This window comes from Sphingobium algorifonticola, from assembly GCF_004005485.1.
GTDB lineage: Bacteria > Pseudomonadota > Alphaproteobacteria > Sphingomonadales > Sphingomonadaceae > Sphingobium > Sphingobium algorifonticola.
In genome coordinates, this window is record NZ_RZUL01000002.1 from 210,511 (window position 1) to 222,550 (window position 12,040).

At 63.3% G+C, this 12,040-nt stretch carries 13 protein-coding genes; 4 read left to right on the plus strand and 9 right to left on the minus strand.

Annotation, left to right across the window (positions count from 1 at the left end; all coding sequences use genetic code 11):
• Positions 1-41: 41 nt before the first annotated feature.
• Entirely contained in the window at positions 42-716 is a 675-nt protein-coding gene (locus tag ENE74_RS06080) for a TIGR02117 family protein (protein WP_241241855.1), read from the minus strand.
• A 180-nt stretch (positions 717-896) separates the two neighbouring features.
• Here ENE74_RS06080 and ENE74_RS06085 point away from each other — a divergent pair, with 180 nt between their 5' ends.
• Positions 897-3,206: a TonB-dependent receptor gene (locus ENE74_RS06085; protein ID WP_127689889.1), complete on the plus strand. Its 2,310-nt coding sequence runs from the start codon at positions 897-899 to the stop codon at positions 3,204-3,206.
• 128 nt (positions 3,207-3,334) lie between these two features.
• Here ENE74_RS06085 and ENE74_RS06090 read toward each other — a convergent pair whose 3' ends face one another.
• The 3 genes from ENE74_RS06090 to ENE74_RS06100 form a co-directional block, all read right to left on the minus strand.
• A complete protein-coding gene (locus ENE74_RS06090) occupies positions 3,335-4,324 on the minus strand; it encodes a 50S ribosomal protein L11 methyltransferase (RefSeq protein WP_127689891.1) in 990 nt (329 codons plus the stop codon).
• Positions 4,314-5,009, minus strand: a complete 696-nt coding sequence (locus ENE74_RS06095) for an SDR family NAD(P)-dependent oxidoreductase (RefSeq protein WP_127689893.1) — start codon at positions 5,007-5,009, stop codon at positions 4,314-4,316. The genes ENE74_RS06090 and ENE74_RS06095 overlap by 11 nt, the downstream gene beginning before the upstream one ends.
• Positions 5,010-5,076: 67 nt before the next feature.
• Positions 5,077-6,411: a methyl-accepting chemotaxis protein gene (locus ENE74_RS06100; protein ID WP_127690562.1), complete on the minus strand. Its 1,335-nt coding sequence runs from the start codon at positions 6,409-6,411 to the stop codon at positions 5,077-5,079.
• Between the two features lie 236 nt (positions 6,412-6,647).
• Here ENE74_RS06100 and sdhC point away from each other — a divergent pair, with 236 nt between their 5' ends.
• Genes sdhC through sdhA form a run of 3 tightly spaced genes read left to right on the plus strand, consistent with a single transcriptional unit; the run spans position 6,648 to position 9,237 of the window.
• Entirely contained in the window at positions 6,648-7,043 is a 396-nt protein-coding gene (gene sdhC / locus ENE74_RS06105; protein ID WP_127689895.1) for a succinate dehydrogenase, cytochrome b556 subunit, read from the plus strand.
• Positions 7,043-7,432, plus strand: coding sequence for a succinate dehydrogenase, hydrophobic membrane anchor protein (gene sdhD, locus ENE74_RS06110; protein WP_127689897.1), 390 nt, complete (start codon positions 7,043-7,045; stop codon positions 7,430-7,432). Before sdhC ends, sdhD begins: the two co-directional genes overlap by 1 nt.
• Positions 7,432-9,237 (plus strand): succinate dehydrogenase flavoprotein subunit, encoded by a 1,806-nt coding sequence (sdhA, locus tag ENE74_RS06115; RefSeq protein WP_127689899.1) that lies wholly within the window; start codon positions 7,432-7,434, stop codon positions 9,235-9,237. Before sdhD ends, sdhA begins: the two co-directional genes overlap by 1 nt.
• Before the next feature lie 69 nt (positions 9,238-9,306).
• Here sdhA and ENE74_RS06120 read toward each other — a convergent pair whose 3' ends face one another.
• From ENE74_RS06120 to glpD, 5 genes are all read right to left on the minus strand, one after another.
• Positions 9,307-9,597 carry a type II toxin-antitoxin system RelE family toxin gene (locus ENE74_RS06120; protein ID WP_127689901.1) on the minus strand — a complete coding sequence of 97 codons (291 nt, stop codon included), beginning with the start codon at positions 9,595-9,597 and terminating at the stop codon, positions 9,307-9,309.
• Positions 9,584-9,832 carry a type II toxin-antitoxin system Phd/YefM family antitoxin gene (locus ENE74_RS06125; RefSeq protein ID WP_206517656.1) on the minus strand — a complete coding sequence of 83 codons (249 nt, stop codon included), beginning with the start codon at positions 9,830-9,832 and terminating at the stop codon, positions 9,584-9,586. The genes ENE74_RS06120 and ENE74_RS06125 overlap by 14 nt, the downstream gene beginning before the upstream one ends.
• Positions 9,833-9,910: 78 nt before the next feature.
• Positions 9,911-10,231 (minus strand): type II toxin-antitoxin system PemK/MazF family toxin, encoded by a 321-nt coding sequence (locus tag ENE74_RS06130; RefSeq protein ID WP_127689903.1) that lies wholly within the window; start codon positions 10,229-10,231, stop codon positions 9,911-9,913.
• Positions 10,225-10,482 carry an AbrB/MazE/SpoVT family DNA-binding domain-containing protein gene (locus ENE74_RS06135; protein ID WP_127689905.1) on the minus strand — a complete coding sequence of 86 codons (258 nt, stop codon included), beginning with the start codon at positions 10,480-10,482 and terminating at the stop codon, positions 10,225-10,227. Before ENE74_RS06135 ends, ENE74_RS06130 begins: the two co-directional genes overlap by 7 nt.
• A 55-nt stretch (positions 10,483-10,537) precedes the next feature.
• Complete coding sequence (glpD, locus tag ENE74_RS06140) at positions 10,538-12,037, minus strand: glycerol-3-phosphate dehydrogenase (RefSeq protein WP_127689907.1); 1,500 nt, start codon at positions 12,035-12,037, stop codon at positions 10,538-10,540.
• Positions 12,038-12,040 lie beyond the last annotated feature (3 nt).

The following is a 12,040-nucleotide window of genomic DNA, read 5'->3' on the forward strand; positions in this document are numbered from 1 at the left end:
AACCGAACGGAGAGTGTTTTGGATCTACTGGAGGATTATCCTCAGAACCAGCGCATTACGCTCCAGCTCAGCGGTGTCCAATAGCCGATCCTTATCCCGACGGCCCGCAAGCGGTCGCCGGTCCATGCGTTGCAGGTGCGGATCGCGCTGTAGCGTCCGTGCGCGGGATAGAACACATCGCCGGGGCCATAACCGGGAATCGCCGTGCCCCCCGCAAAATCCGCCTCGATGGCACGGGCGAGGGCGCGATACTGGTCGGCGCTGAGCACCACCGGGCGCAGGTCCGGCCCGCGCCATAGTCGTTGCAGATGGTCGACGTGCATCAGCGTGTCGTCATTGCCCAGCGCGGCGCGCAGCACGACCCGTGGATCAACCTCCGCCCAGGTCGGCGTGTTCAGAAAGAAATCCCGGTCGCCCCATCCGATCAGCACCCACGGCCCGGCGCGGCGCGGATCGGGCAGATCGGCCGCAGGTGCCCGTCCGCGCCAGTCGTGCAGGGGGTGGACGGTCGGCATGACGATGCCGGTATGTACGCCATTGGTGTTGACATAGATGGTGACGCCCCGGTCGGGCGGCACGGCATCCGCATTGGCGGGCATGAGGCTGCCGCCGACGACGGCAAGGGCGAAGAGAAGCGGGCCGATCAGCAATCCGATCAACAATCCGGCCAGCGCCGCCGCCATCCGACGGACAACAGGATGGGCAAGCCGACGCATAACCCGACGCTATAGCGCGGGGCACCGCACGGCAAGGACGCTGCGATTGTTGCATTGCGGCATCGTCACACAAAGCCTTTTATTCGTCATTCGACCGTCATCGTTTCTCCACCGGAACGTCATGTCGCGCGCGCACAGCGCCGTCGCGACCGAACGTCGTTTTGTGGGGAGTAATTCAAGATGCGTCATTCCGCCGTTGCCTTGCTGGCGTCCGCTGCCACCCTTTCCCTGGCCCCATCCCTTGCCGCCGCGCAGGACATGGCACCCGCCGCCGCCGATGCGGCTGTAGACGCGGAGAATGTCGGCGACGATATCGTCGTCTACGGTTTCGGCGAAACCCGACAGGTACAAACCGTCAGCGACAGCGATATTGCGTTGCTGACCCCCGGCACATCGCCGCTGAAAGCCATTGCCAAGCTGCCCGGCGTCAATTTCCAGTCCGCCGACGCTTTCGGTGCCTATGAATGGTCGACGCGCATTTCGCTGCGAGGCTTCAACCAGAATCAGTTGGGCTTCACGCTCGACGGCGTGCCGCTCGGCGACATGAGCTATGGCAACCACAACGGCCTGCACATCAGCCGCGCGATCATTTCCGAAAATCTCGGCACCGTGACCGTCAGCCAGGGCGCGGGCAATCTCGCTACGGCCTCCACCAGCAACCTGGGCGGTACGCTCGTCTTTGCCTCGCGCGATCCGTCGAATGACACGGACATTGTGGCATCGGGCACCTATGGCAGCGACGACACCTATCGCATCTTCACGCGTCTCGACAGCGGCGACTTGGGCGGTGTGCGCGGCTATCTGAGCTATGCCTATCTCAACGCAGGCAAGTGGCGCGGCGATGGCGAGCAGCGCCAGCATCAGGTGAACGCGAAGGTTGTGGCCGATGTCGGCGACGGCAAGATCAGCGCCTTCCTCAACTATTCGGACCGTGCCGAAAATGATTATCAGGATATGTCGGCCGAAATGATCCGCCGCCTCGGCAACCGCTGGGACAATTTCGCACCCGACTGGCAGACCGCCTATCGCGTTGCGGCCGTCGCCGCCAATCAGGCCGCACGGGCCGGTTCCGCGACCGCGACGCTGCCCTATCCGACCTTCGGCCTGACGTTCCCCGCGCCGGTGCAGACGCTCGACGACGCTTATTACGACGCCGCCGGTGTCCGCCGCGACTGGCTGGGCGGTGTGACGTTCGAAACGCCGATTACGGACAATGTCCGTGCCAAGCTGCAAGGCTATTACCATAACAACAAGGGGCAGGGCCTCTGGTGGACGCCCTATGTCGCCAGCCCGACCGGCGCGCCGATTTCCGTGCGCACCACCGAATATGGCATCGATCGCATGGGCGCGATCGGCAGCATCACGTGGGAAACGGATATGAACCGGCTGGAAATCGGCGGCTGGTATGAAGGCAACGACTTCCGTCAGGCCCGCCGTTTCTATGCGCTGGACAACACGCAGGCCGGATCGTCACGCAACAGCCTGAAGTTCCAGGAAAACCCGTTCTTCACCCAATGGGATTTCGAGTTCACGACCGAAACGGCGCAATATTACGTGATGGATACGCTGGAGCTGGGACAGCTCACCTTGTCCGGTGGCTGGAAGGGCGTGCGCGTCATCAACCGTTCCAGCCCGCGCGTACGGGCGACGCTGGCCGCGGGCACGATCGAATCGAAGGACTGGTTCCTGCCGCAGGTCGGTGCGCTCTACAAGCTGGGCGATACGGCCGAACTGTTCGCCAACTATACCCAAAACATGCGCGCTTTCGTGTCTTCCGCGACATCTGGTCCGTTCGCCACGACACAGGCAGGGTTCGATGCACTGTCGACGACCAGCCGTCTGAAGCCGGAAACATCCAAGACCTATGAAATCGGAGGCCGCCTGCGCGCCGGTGCTTTCCAGGGTTCGGTTGCGGCCTATTTCGTCGATTTCAACAACCGCTTGCTGGGCATCACCACCGGGGCGGGCATCGTCGGCAATCCTGTGATCCTGCAGAATGTCGGCAAGGTGCGGTCGCAGGGTGCGGAAGTCTCCGGGACCTACAGCATCGGCAGCGGGTTCAGCGCAACCGCATCCTATGCCTACAACGACTCGACCTATCGCAACAATGTGCCCGGTGTCTCGGCCGCAATCCGGGGCAAGACCGTGGTGGACAGCCCCAAACACATTGCGTCGGGTGAACTGGCCTACAGCGGTGACATTGTCTTCGGGCGGATCGGTGCGAATTACATGTCGAAGCGTTACTATACTTATACCAACGATCAGTCGGTAGGCGGCCGGGTGCTGGTGGATGCGACGATCGGGGTGAAAGTGCCCGAAGGCAACGGCTTCCTGACCGGCTTTGCGATTGAGGCATCGGCGACCAACCTGTTCGACAATGACTATGTATCGACCATCGGTTCGAACGGCTTCGGCAACAGCGGCGACAACCAGACGCTACTGATCGGCGCGCCGCAGCAGTTCTTCGTCACGGTACGAAGGGGCTTCTGAGGCCTTAGCGTGATAGACCAAATGCTGTTCCCCGGCGAAAGCCGGGGTCCAGGGTATCACGGGTTATCCTTCGTGGCCCTGGACCTTGGCGAGCGCCGGGCACTATCTGGCTGGGATCAGCCTATTCCCTACCAGCTTCCATAGCCCGGCGCTTCGCCGTTGCGCCCGTGCGGCCAGCGGCGTGGGCGGTGCCAGCCGATGGCGGGGCGTTTGCGCAGGCGTAGCGTCGGCCATGCGCCATTGTCGATCCGATCGGCCAGCCGCAGGCCCTGCGCGCGATAGGCAGCGAGCACGCGCGCGGCCTGCGTATCGAGCAAGCCGGCGAGGATCAGCGTCCCGCCCTCCTCCAGCACGCCCGACAACGACGGTGCCAGCTCGATCAGCGGTCCCGCAAGAATATTGGCGATCACCAGATCATAAGGCCCGCGGGTCACGATGCCCGGATGATCGACGCCCGCCGCCGTGAACAATGCCAGCCGTCCGGGCGCTATACCAAGCGGGACGCCGTTCTTGTCGGCATTGTCCGCCGTTACCTCGACCGACACCGGATCGATGTCCGATGCGGTGCCATAGGCGCGCGGCCACAGGTGCAGCGCGGCGAAGGCCAGCAGCCCAGTGCCGGTCCCGATGTCGGCGATATTGCCGAAGCGGTGGCCCAGCCGCCGGGTCCGGTCGAGCATCGCCAGGCAACCGGCCGTGGTTTCATGCTGGCCGGTGCCGAAGGCCAGCCCCGCGCCGATCAGGAAATCCTTGTATCCCGACGGTACGGCGTCGGCATTGCTGTTGCGCACGAAGAAACGCCCGGCGGTGACCGGCTCCAGTCCCTGCTGGCTCATTGTCACCCAGTCTGCCTGCGGCAGCTTTTCCAGCACCGGCTTGCGTCCTCGCGCGCTGGGGACGAGCGTCTGCACCAGGCGGACGAGCGCGGCATTGGGACGCCCCTCGAAATAGGCGTCGAGTTGCCATGCGTCGCCATCGTCCGAACTGGCTTCGCTGGTCATCAGCACCGGTGGGCTGTCGAGCAGGGCGAAGGCGGCGATATCGCCTTCCAGCGCCTCCGCCTCCGCGCGGGTGCACGGCAGGCTGAGCTTCCAGCTATCGCGCGGGCTATCGGACATAGCTGGCACCGTTCGCGTCAAGGATCGCGCCGGTCATCGATGGCGGCGCGGCGGTGGCGAGAAACGTCACGATGGCGGCGATCTCGTCGGGATCGGCAACCTTGCCGAGCGGAATGTCCGCCAGCAGCGCGTCGCCCCCGCGACTGGCCAGATAATCCTGCGCCATGCCCGTCATCGTGAAGCCGGGGCAGACGGCGAAGGCATAGATGCCCTGCGCGGCATAGGCGCGGGCGATCGTCTTGGTCATCGCCACCATGCCGCCTTTCGATGCGGCATAATGCCAGTGCGCGGGGCTGTCGCCGCGATGCGCCGCACGGCTGGCGACATTGATGATCCGCCCGCCCGATCCGCGCGCCTGCCAGTGCAGTACGGCCTTGCGGCAGAGCAAAGCGGCCGCCTCCAGGTTGATAGTCATCGTCCGCTGCCACCCCGAAAGCCAGTCGGCGTCATCGGCGTCGAGCGGTATCGCCTCGAATATCCCCGCATTGTTGATGAGGATGTCGATGCGCCCGTCGAGCGCGGCAGAGGCTTTGTCCCACAGCCTGTCGGCACCGCCCGGCGTGGCGAGATCGGCGTCACGGCTGTCGGCGGCGAACAGGCGGATATCGGGGATGCGGGAGAGCATCTGTGCGCAGGCCGCGCCGATGCCCCGGCGCGCGCCGGTCAGAAGGATGTTGCACGTCATGACAGCCGGGTAGCGGACCCGGCGCGCGAGGGAAAGCGTTGAGGTGGAGCAGCTTCAGTAAAGCCGCTCAGGCGACCTTGCGGCCGAACTCTGCGGATGCATCTCGCAGCGAGGCGAGCTTGCCTTCCACGCTCATGAAGCCGCGTTCGAGCTGGTCGATTTCCGACGCGACGACTTCGGTATCCTGCCGGATTGCGGAAATGGTCGCCGACATGGAATCGGCCGCCAGCGCCGTTTCATCGACGGCGGCGGTAATCATCGTGACGGTCTGCGCCTGCGCGTCCATGGCGCTGCGAATACGGTCAGCCGAAACCTGCACTTCGTCGACGGTTTCGCGGATGCGCTGGTTGGTTTCCACCGACTGGCGCGTCGATGCCTGGATCGCGCCGATCTTGGTGGCGATGTCGTCGGTCGCGCGCGCGGTCTGGTTGGCGAGGCTTTTCACTTCCTGCGCGACAACGGCGAAACCGCGCCCCGCATCGCCTGCCCGTGCCGCCTCGATTGTGGCATTGAGCGCCAGCAGGTTCGTCTGCCCGGCGATGTCGCGGATCAGGCCCAGGATGGATTCGATTGACTGCGCATGTTCGGACAAGGTGGCCGACATGCTGACGGCGTCGCCTGCCTGCGCATAAGCGCGCTGTGCAACTTCGGCGGCCCCTTCCACTTCGGCGCGGGCATCCTCTATCGCGCGGATCAGCCCGGCGGAAGTCTGGGCCGCCTCCCGCATCGCAAGCGCGGACTGTTCGGCGGCGGCGGCGACTTCGGACGCTTTGCCCAGCATGCCGCGGGTTGCGGCGGATGCATCCTTCGCCTGTTCGCGCAGGCCGTCGCCCAGCCGCGAGGCGCCGTCGATTTCCGCGACGATCCGCTGTTCGAACAGCGCGGCATTCATGCGCCGCTGCTCTTCTTCCTCGCGCGCGATGTCCAGTGCCAGCACGGTGCAGACCAGTTCGGCCTCCACCATCGACATGCGCATCATCGCCTGGTGCAGTTCATGGCCGCGGGCGGGATTATCCTTGTGCGCCTCCGAGATGGCTTTGTGAATCTCTTCATTGGCTTCGGACATGGCGACCAGCACCGTGCGCACCGAAATGCCGTGCTTGCGCGCGGCGCGGACGCAGCCTCGCGCAGAATCGGCCCAGCGTTCGCCGCCAAAGTTCGACAATTTCTCATGAATGTAGTGCGCCATTTCGCGACGAAGCATCGCCTGCGCATCGGTGGACAAAGTGGTCTTCAGATGCGTGCGGCCGACATAGGCCGCGAAGAAGACATGCGATGCTGCCTCGCCACCATCCGAAAGCAGCGCATGGATGCTCGCGGCATCGCGGGCCAGCATACCGGTCGGGTCGAACTCCCCAAGTCGTTCCTGCATAGTGACATCGGCCTTTATCTGCACCGTCATGGAAATCGTGCCTTTCGTCATCCTCGCAACGCCTTTGTGCTCTTGCCTCCGTCATAGAAGAGCTTGGTTAACCATCTCTTATCCTGCCCGCCAAAAACCGGCTGCTTGTGGCGAAAAGAATGGCGATCAGACTGATCGGCATTATTCCGCCCGAGCGCCCCTGCTGCATTTGCACAGTGGCAAGGTGCGCGCTAAAGGGGCTCAGAATCACGCAGTTCCAGGGGAGTGCAGACCGCATGGCGCGACCGCAAGCAAGGCCACTTTCACCGCATCTGAGCATCTGGAAATGGGGCCCGCATATGGCCCTGTCGATCCTCCATCGCGTGACGGGCAGCAGCCTTGCGATCGTGGGCGCGCTGGGTCTGGTGTGGTGGCTGACGGCGGCGGCATCCGGCCCGGCTTATTATGCGTTTTTCCTCGAACAGGCCTCGTCCTGGTATGGCTATGTCGTCATGGTCGGCATTACCTGGGCCTTTTTCCAGCATCTGTTTTCGGGCCTGCGCCATTTCGTGCTGGATGTCGGGGCGGGCTATGAGCTGAAAACCAACAAGAGCTGGTCGCTGCTCATTCCAGTCGCGGCACTGTTCACGACGGCGGCGATCTGGCTCAGCATTTTTGCAGGGAAGCTGTAATGGGTAACGGCACGGGCATCGGTCGCGTTCGCGGCCTGGGCAGCGCGAAATCGGGCACGCATCACTGGATCAACCAGCGGATCACGGCGGTCGGCAATCTCTTGCTGGTGCTGTGGCTGATCTTCAGCCTGCTGCAACTGCCGTCGCTCGATTATCTCGCGGTCACCGCGTGGCTCGCCAAGAGCTGGGTCGCGGTGCCGATGATCTTGATGCTCATCAGCATCTTCTATCATTTGCGCCTCGGCCTGCAGGTCGTGATCGAGGATTATGTGCACGAGGACGGCACGAAGTTCGCCACGCTTCTCCTCCTCAATTTCTACGCCATCGGCGGCGCCGCGCTCGGCATTTTCGCCATCGCCAAGATAGCCTTCACCGGAGCAGCTTCCTGATGTCCACTGAAGCCTACAAGATCATCGACCATACCTATGACGCGGTTGTCGTCGGCGCGGGCGGGTCCGGCCTGCGCGCCACCATGGGCATCGCCGAAAGCGGCCTGAAAACCGCCTGCATCACCAAAGTGTTTCCGACACGCAGCCATACCGTCGCGGCGCAGGGCGGCATCGCCGCTTCGCTCGGCAACAACTCGCCCGATCACTGGACCTGGCACATGTACGACACCGTCAAGGGGTCGGACTGGCTGGGCGATCAGGACGCGATCGAATATATGGTGCGCGAGGCACCGGCCGCCGTGTACGAGCTGGAACATGCCGGTGTGCCGTTCAGCCGGAACGAGGATGGCACCATCTATCAGCGGCCCTTCGGCGGCCATATGCAGAATATGGGCGCGGGCCCGCCGGTGCAGCGCACCGCCGCCGCCGCCGACCGCACCGGCCATGCCATGCTGCATGCGCTCTATCAGCAGAGCCTGAAGTATGACGCGGACTTCTACGTCGAATATTTCGCGATCGACCTCATCATGGAAAATGGCGAGTGCCGGGGTGTCATCGCCATCTGCATGGAGGATGGCTCCATCCACCGTTTCCGGGCGCATAGCGTCGTGCTGGCGACGGGCGGCTATGGCCGCTGCTATTTCTCCGCGACGTCGGCGCATACCTGCACCGGCGACGGCGGCGGCATGGTGCTGCGTGCGGGCCTGCCCTTGCAGGACATGGAGTTCGTGCAGTTCCACCCGACCGGCATCTACGGCGCGGGCGTGCTCATCACGGAGGGCGCGCGCGGGGAAGGCGGCTATCTGACCAATTCGGAAGGCGAGCGTTTCATGGAACGCTATGCCCCCTCCGCCAAGGACCTTGCTTCACGCGACGTCGTGTCCCGCTCCATGGCGCTGGAAATCCGCGAAGGGCGCGGCGTCGGCAAGGAATCCGACCATATCTTCCTGCACCTCGATCATATCGATCCGAAGATCCTGGCCGAACGCCTGCCGGGCATTACCGAGACCGGGAAGGTCTTCGCCAATGTCGATCTGACGCGGCAACCGCTGCCGGTGGTGCCGACGGTGCATTACAACATGGGCGGCATTCCCTGTAACTATCATGGCGAAGTCGTGACGCTGAAGGACTGCAATCCCGATGCCGTCGTTCCCGGCCTGTTCGCCGTGGGCGAAGCGGCCTGCGTGTCGGTGCATGGCGCCAACCGCCTCGGCTCCAACTCGCTGATCGACCTTGTGGTGTTTGGTCGCGCGACCGGGCATCGCATCTCCGACATCATCAAGCCCGGCAGTGCGCACAAGGCCCTGCCGAAGGACAGCGCCGACCTGGCGCTCGCCCGTCTCGACCATTTCCGCCATGCGAAGGGCAGCACAGCGACGGCGAAGATTCGCCTCGAAATGCAGCGCACCATGCAGAAGCACGCCGCCGTGTTCCGCGACGACGCGCTGATGAGCGAAGGCGTGACCAAGCTCCAGAATGTCTACAGGAGCATGGAGGACGTGCAGGTCTCCGACCGGTCGCTGATCTGGAACACCGACCTCATCGAGACGCTGGAACTGGACAATCTCATCAGCCAGGCCAGCTGCACGATCCAGAGCGCCTTGAACCGCAAGGAAAGCCGCGGCGCGCACATGCACGAGGATTTCCCCAACCGCGACGACGAAAACTGGATGAAGCACACGATTTCGTGGTTCGACGGCTGGGGCGGCAAGGGCGGCACCGTGACCCTCGATACGCGGCCTGTGCATGACTATACGCTGAGCGACGAGGTGGAATATATCAAGCCGAAGGCGCGGGTGTATTGAGCTCGCGTGTAGCTGGCCAATGACTTCCTATCTCTCTCCCTTTCCTCTCATGCAAGGAAAGGGAGAACATCAATCGAGCCGCGCAGCAGCCGTTTTATACACTGCATTACGTTCTCGCTTGCCGACCGCAATGACAACTATCAGCAGAACTTCATCTTCGATCTGATAGACCAGCCGGTATCCTGCCGCGCGCAACTTGATCTTGTAACAATCGGCCATGCCGCTCAGCTGTGCGGAAGTAACATGGGGTTGCCGCAAGCGTTCTTCGAGTTTCTTGGCAAACTGATTGCGGATATTCGGCGCCAGCTTCTTCCATTCCTTCAGCGCGGTTTCCAGAAACTCCAGCTCATAGGTCTTCAAGGCGCACCTTGATCCGCTTCTGCCCAGCGCGTTCACGCACGATTTGCGCCAGTTCCAGGTCCTCCAGATGCTCCATCAAAGCCTCCCATGCCTTGGCTGGGACAAGATAGGCGGCGGGCGTGTTGCGGTTGAGCACGGCGATCGGCAGGCCACCCGCCGCTTCGATCACGGCGGAAGGGTTCTTTTTCAGGTCGCTGATGCTAACGCCCGAATCGGCAAGGATGGAATGTATCATGACCTTTCATTAGGTCGAATAAGCGGTCTTTTCAAGATTCTCTGAGGTGCCATTCTGTAACCACTGAAAGAGCCGTGACTACCGGGAAAACATCTGACCAAGCACATTGAGCAGCGCATCCAGTGTGGTAGCATCGAGCTTGCCCATGCGGTTGACCAGTCGCGTCTTGTCCAGCGTCCGCATCTGGTCGGGTAATATCAATCCTGCTTTTCCTTTGAACTGCAAAGGAATGCGGAAAGTCGCGGGGCGGCTGCCCGTGGTCATGGGTGCGACGATCGCGGTGCGCAGATGATCGTTCATTTCATCGGGGGATACGATCACGCACGGGCGTGTTTTCTGGATTTCGCTGCCGACCGTCGGGTCAAGCGCGGCAAGCCAGACTTCGCCGCGTTTTACCACGTCAGATCAGCATCATCGGCATTGCCGAAACTCAGCCATGCTTCGCTTTCGCGGTCCTGATGTGCACTGACATCTGCCGCAGAGTCGGCCCAGCCTGCACGGGGGGCCTCGACCACGGGCGTGATGATGAGCTTGCCGTCCTGCACCTGCACGTCCATTTTCGCGCCACTGGTCGCGCCGATTTCCTTCAGGATCGATTGGGGCAGGATCATTCCCGTGGAATTGCCCATTTTACGAAGTGCAGTCTGCATGGCGTGTCTCCTGTGCAGCGCATATCATAGGAATAAAGTTATAACAATGTTATAACTACACCATGACTTCGTTCACCAGTCGCCCCATCAGCCCCTCCAGTCGCGCCACGCCGTGCGCATCCACGCGCAGGCCCAGCTTCGTCCGTCGCCACAGCACGTCGTCCGCCGTACGGGCCCATTCCGCCCGCACCAGATAGCGCACTTCCGCTTCGGTGAGGCCGCCGCCGAAGTCCTCGCCCAGCGCCGCGCGGTCCCGTGCGTCGCCCAGCCAGTCGAAGGCGCACGTGCCGTAGGTGGCGACGATGCGCGCAATATCGTCCATCGACAGGAAGGGATGTTCGCGTGCAATGCGGTCGGCCAACGCGCCGCGTTCCGACAGCGCGAAGTCGCCACCGGGCAGCGCCGCGCCCGCTGTCCAGCTTGCGCCTTTCAGCACCGGCAGGGACGGGGCCAGCATTTCCACCGCTTCCTCGGCCAGCCGCCGGTATGTCGTGATCTTGCCGCCGAAGATCGACAGCAGCGGGGCGCCGCCATCCTTGTCCAGCTTCAGCACATAATCGCGCGTCGCTTCCTGCGCCGCGCTCGCGCCATCATCGACGAGCGGGCGCACGCCGCTGTAAGTCCAGATGACATCATCCCGCGTGATCGGCTTGGCGAAATATTCGCTCGCCGCCGCGCACAGATAGGCGATTTCCTCGTCGGTCGCTTTTGCGGGCACGTCGGGCGACTCATGCTCGCGATCGGTGGTGCCGATCAGGGTCAGGTCGCGCTCATAGGGGATGGCGAAGATGATGCGGCCATCGGCGTTCTGGAAGATGTAGCTGCGATCATGATCGAACAGGCGGCGGGTCACGATATGGCTGCCGCGCACCAGCCGGATGTTCGCCGACCGGGGCGTGTGGCTGGCGTCGATCATCCGCACGACCCAGGGGCCGCCGGCGTTAACGATCGTGCGCGCCTGGAACGTCTGTTCGGTGCCGTCCGCCGCGCGGCTGTCGATCCGCCACAAATCGCCTTCACGTGTCGCCCCCGTCACGGCGCAACGGGTGCGGATTTCCGCGCCGCGCGCCGCCGCATCGCGTGCGTTCAGCACGACGAGGCGTGCGTCGTCCACCCAGCAATCCGAATATTCGAATGCATGCGCAAAGCCGGGCTTGAGTGGGGTGCCTGCCGGATCGCTGCGCAAGTCGATGCTGCGCGTAGGCGGCAACAGCTTGCGCCCGCCGATATGGTCGTAGAGGAACAGGCCCAGCCGCAGCAGCCAGCGCGGGCGCAACCCCGGATGATGCGGCAGCACGAATCGCATCGGCCAGGCAATGTGGGGCGCGATGCCCAGCAGCCGCTCCCGCTCCATCAGCGATTCGCGCACCAGCCGGAACTCGTAATGCTCCAGATAGCGCAGCCCGCCGTGGATCAGCTTGGTGGAAGCCGATGATGTTCCCGACGCCAGATCGTCTTTTTCCAGCAGCAGCACCGACGCGCCGCGCCCGGCGGCGTCGCGCGCGATACCCGTGCCGTTGATCCCGCCGCCGATGACGCAGATGTCGTAGATCATGAC